Genomic DNA, 21,511 nt, shown 5'->3' on the forward strand with positions numbered 1-21,511 from the left:
CCAGGTGAACGGGGGTATCGGCGTTTGACAGGCATACCAACAGCGCCGCCAAGAAGGCAGCGCGATGAGGCGATCAACACCGTCGCCAGCGGACCACCGGCGACTAACGTTGAGTTGCCTTAGCCTTTCAGACCATCGAGCTCACGGCGCAGCTCTCGCTTGCCCTGGGCTCGGATCCATGCGATCCGTTGCAGTTGCTCGGGTTTTGGACGCGACTCGCCGGCCAGCCAACGCGTCAGCGTCGGGCCACTGATATCAACGAGCTTGGCGAGTTCCACCAAGGACAGCCCTTTCTTCTCACGCAAAATGCCAAGGCGTGTCGGCGAAAAACGGCGTTGCTTGTCCTCGGACGTGATCACGGCGCGTTTGGCTTTCGCGCGATCACTACGAGCCTTCGTTCCTAGTTCGCGAATGGTGCGCTTCAAATCCGCGATTTCATTTCGTTGCCGCTTGGTCAGATCGCGTAGCGGTTTGACCGCTGCGTTGATCTCTCGTTTGGCGACGCGTTGCACTTCAGCTTTGAGTAGTTTGCCCAGATTCATCGGTATCCCTCGATCGACGACATTCGATAGGTTACCGTAATTTGTTTCAGAATCGAAGCACTATCGCCTTGCAAGCCTCTGTTTTGCCGAGTGTCTTCCTAACGCGCGAGACAAACACCGGGTTTAGCTTCAGCGCGAGTCCTTAGATTGACTGCGTTTCAACACCCACTAATCCATCGGTCAATCTGCGTCGATGGTCATCTCGGACGCGTTTAGCGCGGGCACAACCGCTTTGACTGCCGCGATGATCTCGGCGGCGCGTTCCCGTTGTTTGGCGATCGGAAATGGTGGGATTTCTATGACACCAGATGCCGTCTCGATCCGGAGCCAGCGCATACTGCCACCCACGGGGTGCGGTTCGAGTGCCTGCCACCGTGTGGAAAAAGCCTTGAGCTTGCGCAGTTGCTCACTAAGCGCGGCCAGCTTGGCCGCGGCAACGACGAAATCCTGTTTGGTGGTGCTGGCCGCATCCACGTGATAGCCCTGCACCAGCGATTGGGTACCTTGACCATTGGCCTCCAGCACTAAACTGCCCGACCGGCGGTGCGGTGGTGGCAGGCTCCCATTGTTCCAGAACACCGAGATGCGGGTCCAAGCAGTGTTGTCGGCCATGACGTTGGCGCTCCCCACTGAAGTCAGCGTTGCCAGCACGATCAGCAGAAACCGGGTGACATCACGTCGAAGCATGGTTGGCATGTGTATTCATCAGCACCGAGTGTAGCGTCGCCCGACGACGAATCAGCGCTCTGTTTGCTTCGATGAATTCGGCGGTTGCCAGACCTGCGCCACGCCCAATGCGGTCCAAATGGCGGTCGGCACCGCAATCGTCATTGGCACCGAATGCGTCAACACCCACAGAATGCCCGCCGTAATGACGGCTGGCACCGCCATGATTGCCAGCCACACTAATCGTTGCCGGAACGACTGCGTCTGCTCTGAGTTGCCGGTCATCGCTTGCCTCCTGGTGCGGCGCCTGAAGTGATGGCACTGTGCGCCCGATCAATGGCGACCACCAGGGCCAAAGGTTGACTGCCTAATTGGCGCTTGACGATCAAGCTGGCAAGCCATGATCCCGTGCTGGACCCGTTGGCATCCGGGCTGATACACGCGTTCCGCGCGTCGACCGCCAGCACGATCGTTGGCAGATGTACGGGCGGCTGACTTGACAAGTGGCACGTACTGGCCAACATTCGGGGCGACGTCGGGCAAACCGTTTGACGTCCAATCGATGGAATCATTGTCACGCCAGGCCGTTTCGCATTCTCGCCGAACCCGTCTGGCCGCGGTCTCCATCGCCCACCGAATCATCACACTCCTTGGGGGAGTTCGAGCATGAAACGCAGCAAGCAGAGTCTGGACGACGTGGTGTACGCAAAGATCCATCCATCGATTGGCATCGCCCGCGTTGGCAACTCGAAAAAGGCGGACGGCTATTACATTGGCCCCCAAGTCACGCACCCAGAACCGCAGGCACCCGGCTACTACCGGGACAGTACCGGCGCGCTGAAGCGCGAAGTCGCGGAATTCCGAATCTACGGCTACAACGCGCATGGGGTTGCTGTTTGCGAGCTGACCATGGCGGATGGCATCGACATTGAGTGGCAAGTGGAACTCGCGAATCACAAGGCCGCCTGGTACAACTTTGAGCTCGCGCTCGATATCCCCGAAGCCGCGACTGCGCCCCCGTCAACGCGTCGCAATGCCAAGGTCAAGGATCGCTTGAAGCTGTCGATCACACCGGGCTTTCGACGAATCAGCAAGCCGGATGCGTCCGGCAAGGCGTACCGATTCGATTCCGGAACCTTCATGGATATTCCGGTCGGGCTCGGCGAACTGCGAACCGATGCGGCCGGCCGGCTGCTGGTTTTTGGCGGCCACGGCAAATCGGCCTCGATTGACAAGAAGCCACCGACCACGTTTGCGAACAATGACGGCTGGTACGACGATACGAGTGACGGCCCCGTACAGGCCAGCGTGCGCGTCGGGAGTCGCAATATCCCCGTTGCGCCCGCATGGGTGGTGGTGGCACCGCCGAACTATGGCCCGCAGCAAAAATCGGTGCGCACACTTTTCGCACTGCTGACCGATGTCGCAATTCAGGCCGGCCAACTCAAGGCCCCTACCCGCCCTTCGTTCCAGCATGATCTGCTGCCGATCTTTACGGCGCTTTGTGATCTCCAATGGGTCAATGCTGGATTTGCGGCCGGCTTTGGCTACGGCATGCCGCAACACTTTCTGGACCCGGACTACCTCGCCAAATTGGCCGATCCGGGCAAGACCTACGAAGAGCTCAGGCGAACGATCGCCAATAGTTTCCGGAATCCGGAAAACGGCGACATCTCCATGAAACCTTGGCCCTGGGTCTATGGTGATGCGATGGACGTCCCGATGCCACCGTTGCAGAACGCAATGAATGCGCTGACGACGACGCAGCTCTATCTCTTGCAGCGGTGGGCCGTTGGCGATTTCATCGCCGACTACGATCCGGCGCCGAAGTATCCGCAGCGTATCGGCGACCTACCGATCGCCGAACAACCCGAGATGCTCGATCGGGCAGCATTGGAGTTCTGCATTGCCGATGCCTTCCACCCTGGCTGCGAAATGACGTGGCCGGTGCGCCACGCCACCATGTACAGCGAGCCCTACCGCTGGCGGCATCGTCCGGCTGATCAACCCGAGCCCGATTACGGCAGCACCCTGACGCCCCAAGAGGTCAAGTCCTTCAACGGCCCACTTTATGCGCAGTTCGCCGGCTCGATCACCCGGTGGATGGCGATTCCTTGGCAAACGGATACCGCCAGCTGCCGCTCCGGCTACGACCGCAACTACGACCCGTATCTGCCGACGTTCTGGCCGGCGCGCGTACCGAACCAGGTTCTGACCGAGGAGAATTATCGGAAGGCGATTGATCCCAAATTGAGCCGGGCCAAACGACTCGCGGCCTACTTTGATCGAACCGACTGGGACAACACGCTTGGCACGGTCTACCAACAGCAACTGGAAAACATGGTCAAGCATTTCGATGGCCAGGGTATTGTCGAAGTGCGCCCAGGCGTTCCAGGCGACCCAGACTTGCCGCCAATCATGCAAGTCGCAGACCGCGGCGGTCAGGATATGAGCACCGCACAACGCGAGACTGTGGATCGCGAGATGCGACGCATCGCGCGTCTCGGCACGCCGAAACCTCAGGGCTGAAATGCCCACGACAGACTGGGATGTCGTGATCTTGGGCGCCGGCCCGGCTGGGGCGGCGCTTGCGTTGGCATTGCCGGACGACTGCCGCGTGCTGCTGATCGATCGCCCGAAACCAGAACGGACAGGTATCAAGATCGGCGAGTCGCTCCCGGGTGCAGCGCTGCGTCTGCTGGATGAACTTCGGTTGGGCCCGGCATTCCTGGCTGAACCGCATCTGGAGCGCGTACAGAGCTGGCAACGATGGCAGACAACCGTACCGCACGCGGTGGACCCGATCCGTGATCCAGAAGGTCCGGGCTGGCACCTGGATCGTGCGCGCTTTGAACATTGGCTTCGCGACCACATGCACCCGCGCGGTCGAATGCTGGTGGAGACCGCATCCGCGCCATCATTTGATCGGCGCGACGGTCATTGGCTGATAGGCATCGGCATCGGCAACGACCGCAACGCGCATCGCGCGCCATGGCTCGTTGACGCCAGTGGACGCTACGCCAAGATGAGCCGCCTCCTCGGACTACCTCGCTGGCACGGCCCGGCCTTGCAATGCGTGCATGCCTGTTACACGGTGCCCTCTGGCGACGAGGATGCTGCAAATCACTTGGTCGCAGACACCGATGGTTGGTGGTATGCCGTTCGCCTACCCGGACAGACCCGAATGGTTGCGTTGCACACGGACCCGCAGCATTTGCACTGGCGTGACCTGAGAACCACGGGCGTCTGGCAAGCAGCAGTGCGCCAAGCGCTTCCGGAACTCGACCAAAGTCGTTGGCACCTGAGCAACGACATCGCCGTTTTTCCGGCCGACTCAAGCGGCCTGGATTGGACGGCGCTGCGCGCCGATCAAGGGCTGTTGGTCATTGGCGATGCGGGGCTCTGTTTCGACCCGCTGTCGGCCCAAGGTTTGTTCCACGCCCTCGCCTCCGCCGTATCGGCCAGCAGGGTCATTCGCGCATCCGGCGAGACCAGCCTGCATGCGTGGCGACGGTGGCAACAGGAAATGTGCTCGGTGACAAACCGCTATCTGATGCACATTAACGACGCGTACCGGGCGCCGAGGCACGTTGCTGACAGGCGCTTTTGGCAGACCCAGCAAGATGGCTGGGCCAGCGTCGTCAGAGCCGTCACGGGGTATATAGAAAGGCCTGCAGCTTGATCAGATCGAACGGCCAGTCCAGTTCGCGATTCAAGTCAGCAATACGGACAACTGGAATGCGCCAGCCATACTGGTCAACGAGCTCAGGATCGTCCTCAAGATAGCGCTCAATGACCTGGAGCTCCGGAATCTGCGCCAAGATGTCCTGCGCCAACACACAGAGGCCGCAATTCTCGCGCCGAATCAGTTGGACCGGCCCCATCAGTTCGCGCCGAGCTCGCGCTGCGTCTTTTTGGGCAACCGGGCGCGGACGAGTTGATACGCGTGCAGGAGCACCTTCTTGAACTCCGCCGGCGACCAGGCGGCTGAAGGCAGTACCGACACCCAATGCGCGCGCGCCATATACGGCGCCGGAATCACGTGTGGTTGGTCGGTGAGCTCCAGGAATCGGGTCTCTTCGACTTTGAAACTGATCTGGCCATGGTTCTTGCCCTGAAAGCAATAGACCGCGAACATCTTCCCGGCGACCATGTATACCAGGTCGTCCTGCCACTTGATATCGTGACTGACACCCGGCAATGGGTCCAGCCAAGCGTGCAATGTGGTCTGATCCATGTAGCGCTCCTTCAGTGAGCTTTCGCTGCCGCTGCACACTGTACCAAGACTTCAGTGAGCCGGTGCCGGACGCACGCGATGCGACTGGCGCACGGCGTCCGGATTGGCACCAGATTCACTACCGCCTGAACGCCCCGGGCACCTTGTCGTGACCTGACCTACGGGCTCGGTGCCGGGTCGCGACTGGCTTCCGCCCGCGTCACGATCGGGTGCACACGCTCTATGACCTGCGTGTCGGTAATGGGCCAGCAAACCAGGCCCTGGCTACCCGCATAGGCGGCGCGAGCGCGTTCGATGGGACGAAGATCGTTGGCAACCATGATCAGCGGGACCCGGCCACGGGCCGGATGATGGGACAGCGCGCGACAGGCTTTGTAGCCTGCTTCGTCGGGCATGCGAGCATCGATCAAAACGAGGTCCACGCGCTTGTTCTTGAAGACCTCATGCAGTTCCTTCTCCTTGCCAAACAGCGTCACCTCGGCACCCAGCTGACGCAGGTTGGCCACGTTCTGAGCCAAATCCGGGCGTGCCTCGGCCAAGAGCGCCACGCGGACCTGACTGAGTGGCTGTAAGGGTAAAGGTGGGGGTTGCGCTGCTGCGGCCCGGGTCGCGGGTGCCGGAGGCGCAACGCGAGGCGTCTTGCGCTGGCCCGTTTCGACTTGATCGCCTGGAATCGGCGGCGGCGCAGCGCGCACACGAGGTGGTTCGCTGCCTTCGGTAACCGCTCGCTGTTCGGCGGTGATCCGACCGCGAATTTCCAACGCGACGTTGGTGCTGAGTTCGGGATCGCCGGAACCATCAACCCACGTCCGGCGAACGCTGAGCCAGGACACATATTCAGGCGGCTTGGCCCGGGCTGCGGGCTCGATTCCTTGTATCGCTTCGTACACCAAGGCTGGTAACGACTGCAGCATCAAGTCTTCGTTTGTGCAGAGGCCGGGTTGTCCCAGCACGCCCGTTTCAGATACCGAGATCAAGGGCAGTTCGGGCACGCGCTGCACCAGGAAAGCCTGCGTGCGCTCAATATTCAACGTACTCCAATTGACGATCACCACATCTGCCGGCTGCGCGGCGTTGACGATCTGAAAGCCCCTGGGCAGCGTGTGGGCAGCCGCCTCCATTGCCAAATTGATGAGGCGCAGTTCTGGACGCGCAAATCCAAGGCAAAGGATGCGAATTGGATCGGTCATGAAGCAGTCAGCCCAAGCAACGGTAGTGGAAGGCTACGCGAGGATGCCCGAAGCAAGTGCGAATTTCGACACGTTTTGGTATCCACAGACCCGAGCGTTTCGATGCCTCACAATTGTGTCGTGATGCGTCTGGTCAAGCCGTTTCATACACATGCAATCGGCGTGCCAAGAAGTCTGGTGTGGTACTTGGACGAATCAGTCATCGGCAGGGGCTCGCCAGTGCGGCCCACCCTGCCCGAGAATCTCCACGCATCCGACCGATTTCAAGCTGGTCTTGTGGCGGTGATCCTGCAAGAGTTCGGGACGCGCGTTGGCGATCGCCTGATCCAGCATGTGCCTGGCGGGCATGGTCATGTTCGATCACAACTCAGGTCCAGTAATAGGCGATCAGCGCGGCGCACGTGCTGTGCTCGGTAGCAACCTCCTTCCACCTCTCCATGACGGACGCGCACTTCGGCAATGTTGAACCAACTTGATGCTTTCTTGATTCAGCCTGGCGCGCCAAAAGCCAGGCTTGCCTGGCAACGCGGACTCACGGAGTTCTGGTTCTTTGGTATCAAGGAAGCGCGTGCCTGCCTGTTTGCGGGGTTGTTTTTTGTTTCTGTGTTCTTGGTGCCGCGAACCGGCCTCTTTGGCATTCCCCGCTACGACGCCCTATTGCTGATTGCGCTGGCCATCCAAGCGTGGATGCTTTGGTCGGGGCTTGAAACCTGGGACGAACTGAAAGCGATCACGCTGTTTCATGTCGTGGGCTTTGCGCTCGAAGCATTCAAGACGTCCAGCGGCATTCGATCCTGGAGTTATCCGGATGAGGCGTTTACCAAGATCTATGGCGTTCCTTTGTTTTCGGGCTTCATGTATGCCGCGATCGGCAGCTATGTGATCCAGGCATGGCGCTTGTTCTCGCTCCGAATCGAACATCACCCGCCGGTTTGGATGGCAACCACCATTGCGATCCTCATCTATCTGAACTTTTTCACGCACCATTACATCGGCGACTACCGCTGGTATCTGGCCGCATGTGCTCTCGGACTCTACGCTCGCACGACGGTCTACTTTCGACCCATGCAGGCCGAACGGCGGATGCCATTGCTGCTGAGCTTCGTGTTGATCGGCTTCTTCATCTGGCTGGCTGAGAACTTCAACACGTTCTTTGGCATCTGGAAGTACCCGAACCAGATGGGCGCCTGGTCGGTCGTACATGTCAGCAAGTGGAGTTCGTGGTCGTTGCTCGTCATCATGACCTTTACGATCGTCGCCAATCTGAAGCACATTCGCGCCACGATCCGCGTTCCGGATTGAGCGTTACGCGCAATGCCAGCGATCCATTACCAAACTCCTTTTGGTGCTCACAAGGGTGATTGACCAAGCGCAACCCCGGCGCACTGGCTTGACCCGCGATGCAGCCAGCAGCTGCCTTCCTTCTGGTTACGAGAGCCTGTCACGGCCAGCACCATCTCCAGCACCAAATGCGCTAATCGCCCTGCCTCAAATGACTCAGCCCCGGTTTCCCGGGGCTGAATCGACTTACTAATGACTGCGGCAATCGTCAATGCGTCGAACGCGCCCGGAACCAGAGGAGTCCGAACACGCCAAGCACCAGCATCAGCAGACCGATCCGATCGAGCGTTGGCACCGTCGCGGCGATCTGGAAGCCCGTCGGGTCAGCACCGCCAACAACGGCAGGATCGTCGGTCGACCGTGCGGTCTCATTGCTGCCATTGCCATCAAGATCCGTATTGACGGTGCCCTGGTTCAGGATCGTGCCGCTGGCCCCAAGGTTGATCGATGCCGGAATCGTGATGGTCACGGAACCACCTGCGGGAATGGTGCCATCCCAACTAATGGTGCCCGCTGTATTCACCACCACGCCCGTCGTTGCCGTCGGCACGCCGCCCGTCACTTGCGCTGGCAATACATCGACAAATTCGCTACCGGCATTGTCGCCTTGGGCCGACGAGCCCGAATTGGTCAGCACGATTGTGTAGACAATATTGCCGCCTGGGAAGAACGAGCCCGATACGGTCTTCGTTCCGCTGACATCCGGATTACCCTGAATGTCGGTCGTGTCGGTCGCAGTATTGCTGCCGCCAATGGTGACGCCATTGCTGACCAGAACATCGGCCGAATTCGTGACCGTCACATTGGAAAGCGCGGGATTCAGCACACAGGTCGCGGTGTAGGTCGCAGAACTGCCTACGAACAAGTCAGCGGCATCGTTGATGGACCCCGAACCCGAGGCGCCGCAGCTACCGGAGCCGGTCATCGCGCAGGTCCAGTTGAAGCTCTGGCACTCGGTTGGCGCCGTATCGGTCACGGCCATCGTAGCGCGACTCGGCCCAGTCGGATTGCTGGCAACAATGACATAGGTCAACGTAGCGCCGGGGCTCACGGTGGTCTGTGAGTCGGTCTTGGTGATGCTCGGGTCCGCGGCCGCGGTGAAGTTATCCGTATCGGCAGCCGAATTGTTTGACGGATCCAACTCCGTGACGCCAGCGCTGGTTGCGATCGTGGCTGTCGCGGTGAACATGCCGAGGGTATTCGGATCGCTGGCACAAACTGCCGTATAAGTCGCTGTGCCACCAGCTGGCAAGTTCACGGTATCCGAAATATCGCCGGAGCCCGATGCGGTGCACGTCGCACCACCCGCGCCAACGCAGGTCCAGTTGCATGTCAGATTCGCCGGGAAGGTATCCGTGACCTGTGCAGCAGGATCACTGCTCGGGCCCGCGTTGCTGGCGATGATCGTATAGGTAGTCGAGGCGCCCGCGTTGATTCCGGCAATCCCGTCCGTATTAGTGATGGCCAGATCCGCTTGCGGCGTCAGCGTATCGGTATCGGTGGCACTGTTGTTGCCAGGCGTCGGATCCGTAATGGCATTGGAAACCGTCGCCGTGTTCGACAGCGAACCCGTCGCACCCGCAGCCACTTGGCAGACCGACGTATAAGTGACCGAACCACCCACGGGCAGGTCCGCTGTGTCATTGAGGTTGCCCGCAACCGGACCTGCGGTGCAGGTACCACCACCCGCGCCCACACAGGTTGTTGAGCAGGTCAGCGTGGCCGGGAAGGTGTCGGCGATCGTGCTGCCGGTGGCCGGATCGGGACCGGCGTTACTGGCCGTGATCGTATACGTCACGGACTGGCCCGGCACCGCGCTTGTGACGCCATCAGTCTTGGTGATGGCGAGGTCTGCCGAGGCCGCGCGACACGCGGTGACCGATACGTCATCGATCGCCACGCCCGTCAGTTGCACCGTGGTATCCGAATCCAGATGGAACTCCAATTCGGTGTTCTGGCCAGCCAGGGCGTCCAAGGCTGCGCCGGTGGCAATATATTCCGACCAACCCGAGGACTCATTGATGGTGACCGCCGGATTGCCGACCGTGTTGTTCATGGTCCCGTCCAGCCACTCGAACAGGTTGACGTTCGAGGCAGGCGCGCCCACCGGCCGGAAATTGACGTTGTAGTGATCAAAGTTGGCCGACTCAATATGGTGCCGCTGATTCCAGCGCACAGTCACCGGCCCGCTCAGACCAGCCAGATTGATATTGGGCGACAGCAGGTTTTGCGAGCTGCTGACGTCGTAGGTGTTGTCCAGGTCGGTCTTGAAGCAATTGGTGCCGCTGTTGCAAGTGGTGATGGGCGCAAAGGTGGGCAAACCGCGCTCCCACTCATCAGCCGTCCCGGAATGTGTAAAGCCACCGTCACCCGCTTCGAAGTCGGTGCTGTAGACCGTTTGCGGAACAAAGCCAACCGGGCAAGAAGGCGGCGGCACAGGCTCGCACACCGTGATGCTCCAACCATTCAACGTGCCGCCATCGCCGGTTGCGTCGTCGCGCAACGTCAGCGTCCAGGTACCGCCCGCATTTTCGCCATCAAACCACTTCAGGCGATAGGCCAATTCAGGCTGCGCGCGGAACGGCGCACTCAACGCAAATGCTGGCGGCAACGCCGCTTCGTCATCGAACACCACATCCATCAAGGTCTGCGGGCCACCGACCGTTGCGCCACCGATATCGGTGAACAGACCGTTGTCGTTGCCAGCCGGCGATACCAGATGGGCATCGATATCCTGCATGAATGTATGGTTCAGATTGATCGCAACATCAATGTCCGCAATCCGCGGGTTGCCGGGCACGGTGATGGTTGAACTGACCTGACCTGGGCCCGTTGGAATGGTTTGCGGCACATCAGTCGATGTGTAGGTGGTGCACATGCTGCCGGCTGGCTGTTGCTGCGGCCGCACAGACACACTCAAGTTGTACGTCGCTGTCGCACCGAGCCCCGCCGCAACAATCGAATCGACGTACACGAAGTAGGTGCCAGCGTCCTTGACGGTGAAAAAGAACGCCTCGGAATTCGGATCGGTGGCGGAGGCGCCCGCATTGGCGTCATTGGCGAGGATGATCTGGTTCGCCGGCGGATTACCGAACAGACCAAGACCGAGGCGGCCATTCCAGACCGAGGCGTCACGCTCAGGATTCATGTCTAAGGACAGAAACACGGTGTCGCCAGCATTCAAATTGATCGAGTAGAAGTCCGCTTCGCCCGGCGAAACCGCCGTAGCCGTTCCGCTAACGTGGCCGTCGACCGGCAGCGGCGTCGCTTGTGCCGTCGTGTTGTTCGGCTCGACTTCGGCCGTCGGTGCGGCACTCGACTGCAGCCTGAAATTCAGCCCATAAGGCCGGATGGTGCCGGTTGCCACGTTGTGGCGCACCCGAATGAAGTAGGTACCCGCTGCCGGCAGAACCCGCCCGGCAATCGAGGAACTGTTGGCATTGAAGGTGCCGTCATTCGGGTCGTTCTCCAGCACGGTCGTGCCGTCCACGTCGAGCACATCCAGCACCGAATCGCCGCTGGCAGAAGCATCAAACAGGGTTTGTACGGCCACATAGACCCGCTCGTTGGCCGCTGCGGTAAACGAATAGAAGTCGACATCATTGACGGGAAATACCGTGCCGCTGACGAAGGTATTGCTACCCACAATCGGCGTCGCGGTTGCGCTCGTGCCGTTTGGCTCGACCTCAAAACTGCCGCCGTTGGCGCCGCGCAAGGATTGGCCGCGAAAACCCAGCGGCGCGGGTGACCCAGCACGCTCGACTGTCGCCGAAGGCTCTTGATATTCGATCAATTGAATCGAGCTCGACTGCGCGCCGGCCACGACAGCGACCGTCGACAACAAAGTCAAAATACTCAAATTTGTGATGTAAGCCCTTGTTTTATTCACAGCGACGTCCCCGCAGTTTCCCAAACCGGAATCTATGACAAAGACGTGAAGGTGACAATACCGTCCAGGCTTAGATTTGGGGCGGCGCACCGAATGTGGACCAGCACCGCCACAGCTCCCGCAAGGTGCCCTGGAAGTACCACACCAGCCCGCAGGCCAGATAGAGGCAAAACGACGCTGGCGCATTTGCGGATCGCATCCAGGCCAGGGCGGCTGGATCCATGATCGACCAATAGAGCGCATAGCAGCCGTCGACCGTCCACCATGTCCAGAACAACGCCAGAGGCAGGGCGCGCCAACGCCGGGTCACCACCACCCGGAGGCTCCAGGCTGCCGTCAGGTAGGCAAACAAGGCCATGATCAGACTGACCCCGACATCCCAGTCAGGCGCCCGATACCAATAGGCGCCCGCAATCAACAGTGCCAGACCAACGCCCAAACTGAGCAATTTCCAAGGGCGCCGATATTCCCGAAGCAAGGGCGCCAGGCGCGACGAACGGGGCAGGTTCACCGTTGCCCGCCTCAGGCGAAGCGATCCAACAATGCTGGAATCTGGCGGATGTCCGCCACCTGCGCGAATCGCGGCGTATCGGGCGAAATGGGTTCGCTCCGCTCCATCTCCCACAAAATGGGATACGGAATCAACACACCATGTCCGCCGAGCGCCAGCACCGGCTGGATATCCGATTTCGGCGAGTTACCGACCATCATGAAGCGGTCTGGGCTGACATTCAGTTCTTCGAGCAGGCGCTGATAGGTCGGTACGTCCTTCTCGCTGACGATCTCGATTCGCCGGAAATAGCGACCCATGCCAGAGCGGGCCACTTTGGCCTCCTGATGAAACAGATCACCCTTCGTGATCAGCACCAGGACCTGACGCTTGGCCAGCTCAGCAACCGTCTCTTCGACATGCGGCAACAGTTCGACCGGGTGCTCCAGAACGCCGTGGCCGATTTCCAGAATGGCTTGCACGTGGTGCCCACTGATGCGTCCTTCCGTCAACGTGATGGCGGCTTCGATCATGGACAAGGTCATGCCCTTTGCACCATAACCAAAGCGCTTCACGTTGCGCCGTTCGACTTCCAACAGGCGCTGGTGCACGACCGCATCAGCGACATCGAGATAGTGCGCCAGAATGCGCTCGTAGGCCTGCTGCGCGTCGCGAAAGTGAATCTCGCTATGCCAGAGCGTGTCGTCCGCGTCGAAGGCGAGGATCTCGATCATGACTGCGCCAGTTTGAGCGCGGCATCTAGCACGGTTGCATCGGTTGGCAGAATCAGGTTTGCTGCCGCCGCGAGTGGCGTATAGGTGTCGTCACCAACCACGCGCACGAGCGGCTTGCCGCCCTGCCCGCCTTCCACAATGGCGGTGATCACGCCCTCGCCAACGCCGGCGCTGCGCCGACCTTCATCGAGTACCAGAATGCGTGCACAGTCGCGCGCGTGTTTGACGATCGCGTCGCCATTCAGTGGCTGCAGCCACCGCAGGTCAATGACGCGGGTTTTCTTGCCGGTCTGCTTCTCGACTTCCTTCGCCGCGCGCAGCGCAAACAGCACGCCGTTGCCGAACGTAAAGATCACCATGTCTGTGGCGTCGGGATGATAGACGCGCTCTTCGCCAAGCGTCATTGCCTGATCCGGACTCGGATACGCCGTCAGCCACTGACCGTCGCCGGCTTCGTACAAGTCTTTCGTCATGTAGAGCGCGATTGGTTCCAAGAACGCCGTGACCCGGCCATCGACCTTGGCCAGCGCGGTCAGGGTTCGCAGCATGGTGGCGGCGTCGTCACCGCGACTCGGGCAACCCACGATCAGGCCCGGTATGTCGCGCAACGCCGTCACCGAATTGTCGTTGTGGAAGTGCCCACCAAAACCACGCTGATAGCCGAGGCCGGCCATGCGCATAACCATCGGATTGCGATACTGGTTGTTCGAAAAAAACTGGAGCGAGCAGGCCTCGCCGCGGATCTGATCGCAAGCGTTGTGGAAGTACGCGAGGTACTGAATCTCCGGAATCGGCAGCATGCCCATGTTCGCAAAACCCTGGGCCAGACCGAGGATGGTCGTCTCATCGAGCAAGGTGTTGAACACCCGATTGCCCTTGAACGACTTGTACAAGCCCTTGGTCACCGTATACACACCACCCTTCTGCGCCACGTCCTCGCCGAACAACAGCGTCTCCGGGTACTTGCAGAACAGGTCGTGCAGTGCCTGATTGATCTGGATCGCCAAATGACGCGGCGGCTGGTTCTCGGGCAGCTGCTTTTCCGAGCCGAACACGGCCAGACGCTTGTCGGCATAGTCGAATCGGCTCGCCTCTTTGGCAACCGCTTCCGGCGAATATGGCGCCAGCGGCGCCATCACTTCTTCCTTGCTCATCAGCTTCGGGCGCTGATCCGCTTCGATCGCACCGTCCATGCAACGCTTGCGGAAACTCTCGTACCAGGCAAGCAGGCTGTCCTTCGTGAACAGACCAGACTGCAGTGCGATTTCTGCCGACCGCAGCAGCGGGTCCGTTGCCTCAACAGCGAGGAGCTCTTCTAGAGCCCGATATTCGATCTCGAAGTCAGTACCGGCGTGCCCCATGATGCGGGTTGTCTTCAAATGCAGAAACGTCGGTCGGCGCGTGCTGCGGCAGTGATACACCGCGCGGGCGACTTGCTCGTAGCCTTCGGCCAGGTCCAGGCCGTTGGCGTAGAAGTAGTCGAGGCCGTCGCGATTCCGGAACGCGTTGCCCACCCAGCCACCCGGCGTCTTGACGGAAATGCCGATGCCATTGTCTTCGCAGACAAACAAGACCGGCGCTGGCAGCTTCTGATAGGCCGTCCATTGCGCGGTATTGAAGGCACACTGGGCCGTGGCATGGTTGCTCGACGCGTCGCCGAACGAGCAGACCGTGATCGAATCGTCCGGCACGGGCAGTTGATGGCCTATGCGGCGCGCAGTTTCGATGGCGACCGCCGTGCCGAGTGCCTTCGGCAGGTGCGACGCAATCGTCGAGGTTTGCGGCAGCACCCAAAGTGCCTTGGAGCCCCATACCTTGTGCCGACCGCCCGAGGCCGGATCGTCTTTGCTGGCGGCGAAACTCAGCGCCGAATCCATCACGGGATCCATGCCCGGTAGCTTGCGGAAGCGTTCGGCCATGAACCCGCCGCTGCGGTAGTGCAAGAAAGCTGGATCCGTGTGCCGAGTCAGGCGCGCGACCATCGCGTTGCCTTCATGGCCAGACGAGCCGATGGTGTAGTAGACCTTGTTCTGGACGCGCAGGACGCGTGCCATCAGATCGAGATGCCGCGAAATCAGTTGCGACTCGAACAACTCCAGAAAATCCCGAGCGCTGAGCAGACTGCCTGGCAATACGGCATCGTCGCCACTTGGCTTCTGCGCGGCCACCGGGCCCACGTAGTTGCGGACAAACTCCTGGAAGTTCTCGTCACAGACCTTGGCGCGGTTGACGTCTTTCAGGCGGGCGGGAATCGGGTTTGGAATGTGTATGGCAGACATGGCGGCGTTTGATCGACAACGGAATCCACCATTGTACGATCTGCCCGGAATACGGGTAAGGCGAATTCCGGGCAAGGCCGCCAACACAAACCAAGCCAGACGGCGGCCAAGCGGCGTATCGTGTGGATGCGCCATCGGCGCACCCAAAGCTCATCACGGAAACAGGTAGTCCTGCTGCCACTGCCCGTCCATCAGCACATAGCATTCGCGCTCATGCAGGCGAAAACGCGCGCCAAACCAGAATTCCATGCGCTCCGGCAAGACCCGATAACCCGACCAATGCGGTGGTCTCGGCACCGTCTGGCCATCGAACCGCTGTTCCACCTCGGCGATTCGATCCTCAAATGTGCTGCGTGCAGGCATCGGCTGCGACTGCTCCGACGCCCAGGCACCGATCTGGCTGCCGCGCGGTCGCGTCGCAAAATAGGCATCCGCCTCTTCCGGGGTCACTGCTTCGACCAGACCCTCTGCCCGAACTTGCACGCCATCACGGAGCTGCTTCCAGTGAAAACACACCGCTGCCCGTGGATGCGCCGCGAGTGCCTGGCCCTTGCGGCTCAAGGTATTGGTGTAAAACACCATGCCCCGGGCATCGAACCCTTTCAGCAGCACAACGCGTGAGGACAAACGACCATCGGGATCAAGCGTGGCCACATTCATGGCTTCCGGCTCAGGTTCGCCGGACGCACGGGCTTCGTTGATCAATTGATTGAACTTTTCGACCAGATCATGAGACAGCACTGCACTTAATCCTCAAGGACAGAAGGCGGACGCGAAGCCTGGCGCACAGCGCGGACAAAGGCTTCGATTTGAATAGGTTTAGGCAGAAACAGATCGGCGCCAGCCGCGAGCGCCCCGCGCCGGGCTTCGGCATCGGTCTGTGCGGAGATCGCGAGAATCGGCCCAAGGTAACCATGCGCACGGAGCTTGAAGCTCGCCACATTGCCAGACAGGCCCGGCAAGTTGAGATCGACGACCACCAGGTCGGGCACCAGGCACTGCGCGCGCTCAAAGCCCTCATTGGCAGTGACGCTGAGTTCGACGCTGAACCCCAAGTCTTCAAGCAACAGACGGAGCAATTCGCGGAGGTCGGGATCATCGTCGATGACCAACGCCGTGCCGCCACTGAGCCACGAGTCCGCTGGCATCGACGTTTGCGTACCGGATGCGTTAGCTGGTCGTCCCACCTGCAAGGACGGCAGGCTGACCGTAAAAGCGCTGCCCTCGCCCGGCCGTGACCGAAAGTGCATCTGACCATGCATTTGCTCGACCAATCGCCGGCTGATCGACAACCCAAGTCCTGCACCGCGCTGTCCGGCCGGACCATTGCGATGAAACGGCTTGAAAATACTGTTCACCAACTCTTCGGGAATGCCAATGCCAGTGTCTTCGATCTGCGCCTCGAAGCGCTGGCCGTTCCAACGCAATTGCACCAGGACACGCCCGCGCGGGGTGAATCGGACGGCATTGGACAACAGATTGATCAGAACTTGCTTGAGCTTGATTTCGTCGAGACACAGCTCAAGTGGCACCCGCTCGATCTGAAACTCCAGCAACAACCCTTGCTCATCGGCAAGCGGCCCGAACATGATGCGGAGGTCGTCCGCCAATGTATGGAGATCGATACGGACGATATTGAGGCGATGCGCCTCGGCTTCTGGCTTGCCGTACTCCAGCAGATTCTCGGCCAGGCCAAAAAGATGCGTCGCACCGCGCCTTATCGCGCGCAACGCATATTGCGACTCGCTGTCAGGCTGCAGGCGGCGTTCCAGTAGATGGAGGTACCCGAAGATGGCCGTGAGCGGTGTACGGAACTCGTGTGACAGCGTGCTTAGAAACGCCGTCTTCAACGCATCAGCCTCTTCCAGTTGGGTCTGCCGACGCTCCAACTCGTGCTTGACTTTACGCAGACGGTCGATTGCCTTGCCGCGCTCAGCGCTGGCGAGTTCGGCGTCGTGGCTTTCCTGCTGCTTCTGCCGTTGCTGCTCAAGCTCCATCCGGGCATCGAGCAGAATCACATCGATCCCATCCGCGCGACCATGCCAATGAACATGCGCCAGACGCTGTCCGGCCAACTCAACAGCCCGGAGTTCACCGCGACCTTGCAGTGGCATTCCAAGCAACACGTCACGCACCGCTTGCGCCAGCGATTCTGCATCATCGACCCGCCACGCGTTCCGCTGACCTTCGATCCCCAACAGACCGAGCTTTTGGTCAAATCGCAGAAACAGCGGTTTGGTCTGTTCGAGCAGGATGTCGAACAGCAGCGATTCCAGTTGCGGATCGGTCCCGCTCATGCGCCCTGTCTGAGATCCTCAGCCAACCTGGTAAACGCCGCCTCGACGCCATCGCCCGTCCGGGCACTGGTTTCAAACACCGGCACGGTCTTGCGCAATTCGGTCAGTGTACCGGGCAGAATCTCCCAACGATCGATGAGGTCCAGCTTGTTGATCAACACCACACAGGCCGGATCCTGCAACAGCGACTTGGCCTGCATCATCAGGTATAGCGCCGCGCGCAGCGTGGGCTCGCGCGTGCCGTCGGCAACCAGCATCAGCCCGCTGGCACCACGCAGGTAAGTCTGATTCAGGTGATCAAGCGCGCTCTTGCCGGCGATATCCCAAATCACCAATTTGCTTGGCCCGGCGGCCGTCTGTACTTCTTTTGAGTCGACCTTGACGCCGACCGTCGTCAAGTATTTTTCGGAAAACGTGTTCCGCACGTAGCGCGCCACGAGGCTGGTTTTGCCAACCCCGAAATCACCGAGCAGACAGATCTTGCGCGCGAAATCAGTCATGACGGATCGATGAGCTCCAGGCGAACGTAAGCCGTTCTTTCGCGTATTGTAGCGCGATCGGGGCTGGCCGCCGCCTCCCATTGCAATCCAGGCATCGACAGATCGAGTTCGCGCCGCAACTCATTGCAGAGCCGGGTCGCACGGGCGAGTTCCAGCCGCAAATTGCCAGTCTCGGCGCCGCTTGGGTCGCTGCCGCCAACGCATTGCACGCGCAACGCCTTGGTCTGGCCGGCCCAAGGCTGCAACAAGTCGGGCAGCCCCGCGAGCAACGCAGGCAGTCCATCGATACGATCGGATCGCGCTTGCTCAAAATGGACAGGCAACGCGGCCAACTCGGCGTTGACCGCAACGATCTGGGCCGGCCAACTATCGGACAAGCCCGTCAAATCAATCGAACGCGACCAGCTGGCCGCCCGAAGACGCGCACTGGCCGCTTGAATCCAAGGTCGCGGCGCAAACGCTGATAAGCGAACGCGCGTGCCATCAAACTCCGTGTGCAAATCTTCCGGCAACTCACCCAGATCGCCTAGTTCCGTCGACCAGTCCACTAGCGCGGTGCGAAAATCCAGCTGCTGAACGCCCGGCACACGCCGGCCTTGCTGATGCAACTTGAGCGCCGCCCGAGCCGGCAGACTGCCGTGAATTTCGGTGCGATCAGCGACTTGGAGAATTTGCAGCGTCGACGGCAGATCGAAGGTGTCCCGAAGGCGCTGCGCCACGATAGGACCATCGGCCGACACAAACGCTTCTTCATCAAGCGTCAGATCAATCGCATCACCGAGATGGGCCCGAACCACAGGCGCAATCGGCTCTGCCACGGGATCTCTCAGAACCGTGAACCGAACCGACGACCCGGGCCAGCTGGATCGTGCCAAGACGCGTACGCCTGGCATGTCTTGAAGCTTGGCCTCCAAAGCATCGAGCCGCCGATCCCAATGCCACAACCAGCCGAGTATCAGCAGTAGCAGCAACAGCAGCCCCGCGCCGAGCCACAGCACGGGTCGCATGGAACGATTGTTCGCCGGGACATCGCGAGTGGCTTTCAAATCGGCCGGCGTCAACGCGTCGCGCAGGCCCGGTATCGCCTGCAACTGCGCCGGATCAAGACCGAGTTGGTCGCCGTAGTCGGCGTGCACCCGTTCCAATCGCGCCGCGAGTTCGGTCTTCAAAGACTCCGGTGGCACGCCCTGGATCCAGGCCGCGAGCTTGGCCTTTGGCCCACTGAGCACCCAAATCAGATGCTCGCCGACAGTCGCCGACGACAACTCGGCCTGACCTTCGCCAACCGAATCCCGGACAAAATCGCCGATCGCGGTCAGCATGCCGGCCACCGCATCGGCATCGAGCTCGGCCAATCCAGGCGCCGATTCGCGATCGAGAATCAAGCCCGACTCACGTTGAATCAGGAACAAGTGATCGACTTGATACAACAAGCTGTGCCGCAACGCGATGGCGGCATAGGACACCCCCAACCGACGCGCTTCCAGACGCCACTTCAAGCCGCGCCACGTCAACGAGCTTTCGAAAATGCGGTTCAAATCGCTCGAAACGGCGCGCAAGTACTCGGTGATCGAGCGTCGGATCGCGGGCATGATGACTGGAAACAACGCATCAACCAGCTGTTGTCGACGCGCTTGCACCGCACCGCCAAGCGCTTCCGCCACCGGCGTGGCCAACGCTTTCGCCAGTGCATCGGGTTGCTGTTGCTGCGATTGCTCGATCAGCGCTGGCAGCTGCGCGGGCAAGTCCTGCTGATGGGACTCGAGTGCCGCGAGACGGGCTTGCTCTGAGCCAAGCAGAATGGACTTGAGGCGCTCAAGCTCGCTCATGTCCAGAGTCCGCGTCGTCGCGTCGCGTCAGTGGCCGACTCAGCTCAACTGCCCCAGGTCAAACTGGCCGCGCAGACGCAGCGCCACCTCGCCTAACATGGCTGCCAGATCTTCTCGCGATACTTTGTCCTTGCGCAGTTCATCGCGCGTCTGGGTCAGATTGCCGTCGGCCCGATCCGCGCTCTTTTGCAGCGCCGCCTGCAATTCGGCGAGCGCTTTGCGCAGCCGTTCATCGGCAGCGTTCAGATCGCCACCGACACTCGCAATACTGGCGCTGAGCTCCGTACGCTGGGTACGCGCCGCCTGTTGCAGCCGCGATTCCAGATCATCAAGGCTCTGGCCACGGTCCTGAATCTCTTGGCGAAGCGCTTTTTGCAGGCGATCGAACAGCTCGTCGAGCCGTTTTTCAAGCGCGGCCACTCGGGTTTCGGTGTCGTGCCGCAATCGCTGCGCCTCTTGGTCGAGACGTTCGCTGAGCTCAGTGAAGCGGCGCTCGTAGTCCCGCATCTGACCGCCGAACAGAATGTCGCGAATCTGATCGACATTTCGATCGGCCGACGCGGCCTGCGCGGGTTCTTCAGCGGGCTTCTGGTCCTGCTCTTTGGCGTGTGCGTGTGACTTTGACATGGCGCGCTCCCTGACCCTCATCCCACGACCCTTGCTGGCGAATGGGCGAATAGCCACCGACCAGCAAGTCCGAATCATGTGGCAGTGGCTCAACACGAGTCATCCAGCACTGCCTCACGCTGAATCGTTCGCGCCGGGCCCGGCACCAACCCGGGCCGGGCACGAGACGACGTTACTTGATTTGTTCGAGCCGATAGCCGTGCTGGTAGACCGCACTCAGCACCCAGCCGTTTTCGCCGCCCATGCCAAGCTTCTTGCGAAGACGGCTGACATGCGTATCAACCGTGCGCGTGTTCACATCGGCACTCAGATTCCAGACGTTTTCAAGCAACGACTCACGGCTCACGATGCGACCGTGACGGCGAAACAGGTAGCACGCCAGATCAAACTCGCGATCAGTCAACTCAATACGCTCGCCTTTGATCGAAATCTGCCGGCGATCGAGGTTGATCTCGTAGGGTTCGAGCTCTTTGATCCAGGTGTTGTCCTGGACAGCCAAACCGCTACGCCGGAGCACCGCGTTGGTGCGGGCAACGAGCTCGGCCTGCTTGGCCGGCTTCGGAATATAGTCATCGGCACCGGCCTGCAAACCCGAGACGACGTCTTGCTCGGAAATGCGCGCGGTCAGAAAGATCACCGGCAATTTGCTGTGCGCAGATTGGCGAATCCATTCCAACACTTCGAGACCCGAGCCTTCACCCAGGACCCAATCGAGCAGCAGGATGTCAATCGACTCGGCACCGAGTTTGCGGCGGAAGTCCTTGGTATCCGGAAACCAGCGAACTTGAAAGCCTGCGCCTTCCAACCAGGCCTGATAGAGCTGTGCCTGCTCGGCATCATCTTCCAAGATTCCAACAATGACTGAATTTCTGGACATGCACTTGTTCTCC

General features: G+C 60.5%; 20 protein-coding genes. 3 read left to right on the forward strand and 17 right to left on the reverse strand.

Features of this window, described 5'->3' with window-relative positions; genetic code table 11:
* Positions 1-119: 119 nt before the first annotated feature.
* The 3 genes from C7S18_RS09775 to C7S18_RS09785 all read right to left on the reverse strand — a co-directional run bounded on the left by C7S18_RS09775 (position 120) and on the right by C7S18_RS09785 (position 1,493).
* Positions 120-542 (reverse strand): helix-turn-helix domain-containing protein, encoded by a 423-nt coding sequence (locus C7S18_RS09775; protein ID WP_106891389.1) that lies wholly within the window; start codon positions 540-542, stop codon positions 120-122.
* A gap of 180 nt (positions 543-722) precedes the next feature.
* The gene (locus C7S18_RS09780) at positions 723-1,238 is read right to left on the reverse strand and encodes a hypothetical protein (protein ID WP_146151852.1); all 516 of its coding nucleotides are present in this window, start codon (positions 1,236-1,238) and stop codon (positions 723-725) included.
* Between the two features lie 42 nt (positions 1,239-1,280).
* Positions 1,281-1,493 (reverse strand): hypothetical protein, encoded by a 213-nt coding sequence (locus C7S18_RS09785; RefSeq protein WP_106891391.1) that lies wholly within the window; start codon positions 1,491-1,493, stop codon positions 1,281-1,283.
* 381 nt (positions 1,494-1,874) lie between these two features.
* Here C7S18_RS09785 and C7S18_RS09795 point away from each other — a divergent pair, with 381 nt between their 5' ends.
* Positions 1,875-3,737, forward strand: coding sequence for a LodA/GoxA family CTQ-dependent oxidase (locus tag C7S18_RS09795; RefSeq protein WP_106891393.1), 1,863 nt, complete (start codon positions 1,875-1,877; stop codon positions 3,735-3,737).
* 1 nt (position 3,738) lies between these two features.
* Entirely contained in the window at positions 3,739-4,890 is a 1,152-nt protein-coding gene (locus C7S18_RS09800; protein WP_106891394.1) for an FAD-dependent monooxygenase, read from the forward strand.
* Here C7S18_RS09800 and C7S18_RS09805 read toward each other — a convergent pair.
* From C7S18_RS09805 to C7S18_RS24465, 4 genes are all read right to left on the reverse strand, one after another.
* Positions 4,859-5,092: a glutaredoxin family protein gene (locus tag C7S18_RS09805; RefSeq protein ID WP_106891395.1), complete on the reverse strand. Its 234-nt coding sequence runs from the start codon at positions 5,090-5,092 to the stop codon at positions 4,859-4,861. The two genes, C7S18_RS09800 and C7S18_RS09805, sit on opposite strands and share 32 nt — an antisense overlap.
* Positions 5,092-5,445, reverse strand: a complete 354-nt coding sequence (locus C7S18_RS09810; RefSeq protein ID WP_106893986.1) for an MmcQ/YjbR family DNA-binding protein — start codon at positions 5,443-5,445, stop codon at positions 5,092-5,094. Before C7S18_RS09810 ends, C7S18_RS09805 begins: the two co-directional genes overlap by 1 nt.
* A gap of 158 nt (positions 5,446-5,603) precedes the next feature.
* Positions 5,604-6,635: a response regulator gene (locus C7S18_RS09815; protein WP_106891396.1), complete on the reverse strand. Its 1,032-nt coding sequence runs from the start codon at positions 6,633-6,635 to the stop codon at positions 5,604-5,606.
* A gap of 195 nt (positions 6,636-6,830) precedes the next feature.
* The gene (locus C7S18_RS24465; RefSeq protein ID WP_170113202.1) at positions 6,831-6,989 is read right to left on the reverse strand and encodes a hypothetical protein; all 159 of its coding nucleotides are present in this window, start codon (positions 6,987-6,989) and stop codon (positions 6,831-6,833) included.
* 105 nt (positions 6,990-7,094) lie between these two features.
* Between C7S18_RS24465 and C7S18_RS09820 the strand changes: the two genes are divergently transcribed.
* Positions 7,095-7,937: a DUF817 domain-containing protein gene (locus tag C7S18_RS09820; RefSeq protein ID WP_106891397.1), complete on the forward strand. Its 843-nt coding sequence runs from the start codon at positions 7,095-7,097 to the stop codon at positions 7,935-7,937.
* A 247-nt stretch (positions 7,938-8,184) separates the two neighbouring features.
* On the opposite strand, the gene C7S18_RS09825 is transcribed toward C7S18_RS09820, so the two are convergent.
* The 10 genes from C7S18_RS09825 to C7S18_RS09870 form a co-directional block, all read right to left on the reverse strand.
* Positions 8,185-11,835 (reverse strand): pre-peptidase C-terminal domain-containing protein, encoded by a 3,651-nt coding sequence (locus C7S18_RS09825; protein ID WP_170113203.1) that lies wholly within the window; start codon positions 11,833-11,835, stop codon positions 8,185-8,187.
* 100 nt (positions 11,836-11,935) lie between these two features.
* Positions 11,936-12,376, reverse strand: a complete 441-nt coding sequence (locus C7S18_RS09830; protein ID WP_206208006.1) for a hypothetical protein — start codon at positions 12,374-12,376, stop codon at positions 11,936-11,938.
* Positions 12,377-12,387: 11 nt separating this feature from the next.
* Complete coding sequence (locus C7S18_RS09835; protein ID WP_106891399.1) at positions 12,388-13,089, reverse strand: HAD family hydrolase; 702 nt, start codon at positions 13,087-13,089, stop codon at positions 12,388-12,390.
* Complete coding sequence (locus tag C7S18_RS09840; protein ID WP_206208007.1) at positions 13,086-15,368, reverse strand: thiamine pyrophosphate-dependent enzyme; 2,283 nt, start codon at positions 15,366-15,368, stop codon at positions 13,086-13,088. Before C7S18_RS09840 ends, C7S18_RS09835 begins: the two co-directional genes overlap by 4 nt.
* Positions 15,369-15,521: 153 nt before the next feature.
* On the reverse strand, positions 15,522-16,109 hold the full coding sequence (gene pdxH / locus C7S18_RS09845; RefSeq protein WP_106891400.1) for a pyridoxamine 5'-phosphate oxidase: 588 nt from the start codon (positions 16,107-16,109) through the stop codon (positions 15,522-15,524).
* Positions 16,110-16,114: 5 nt separating this feature from the next.
* Positions 16,115-17,665 carry an ATP-binding protein gene (locus C7S18_RS09850; protein WP_106891401.1) on the reverse strand — a complete coding sequence of 517 codons (1,551 nt, stop codon included), beginning with the start codon at positions 17,663-17,665 and terminating at the stop codon, positions 16,115-16,117.
* On the reverse strand, positions 17,662-18,165 hold the full coding sequence (locus C7S18_RS09855) for a Rab family GTPase (protein WP_170113204.1): 504 nt from the start codon (positions 18,163-18,165) through the stop codon (positions 17,662-17,664). Before C7S18_RS09855 ends, C7S18_RS09850 begins: the two co-directional genes overlap by 4 nt.
* Entirely contained in the window at positions 18,162-19,994 is a 1,833-nt protein-coding gene (locus C7S18_RS09860) for a hypothetical protein (protein WP_106891403.1), read from the reverse strand. Before C7S18_RS09860 ends, C7S18_RS09855 begins: the two co-directional genes overlap by 4 nt.
* A gap of 39 nt (positions 19,995-20,033) precedes the next feature.
* Entirely contained in the window at positions 20,034-20,621 is a 588-nt protein-coding gene (locus C7S18_RS09865) for a hypothetical protein (RefSeq protein WP_106891404.1), read from the reverse strand.
* A 172-nt stretch (positions 20,622-20,793) separates the two neighbouring features.
* Positions 20,794-21,498 (reverse strand): response regulator transcription factor, encoded by a 705-nt coding sequence (locus C7S18_RS09870; RefSeq protein WP_170113205.1) that lies wholly within the window; start codon positions 21,496-21,498, stop codon positions 20,794-20,796.
* Positions 21,499-21,511 lie beyond the last annotated feature (13 nt).

Origin of the sequence: Ahniella affigens (assembly GCF_003015185.1) — a bacterium.
GTDB classification, from domain to species: Bacteria; Pseudomonadota; Gammaproteobacteria; order Xanthomonadales; family Ahniellaceae; genus Ahniella; species Ahniella affigens.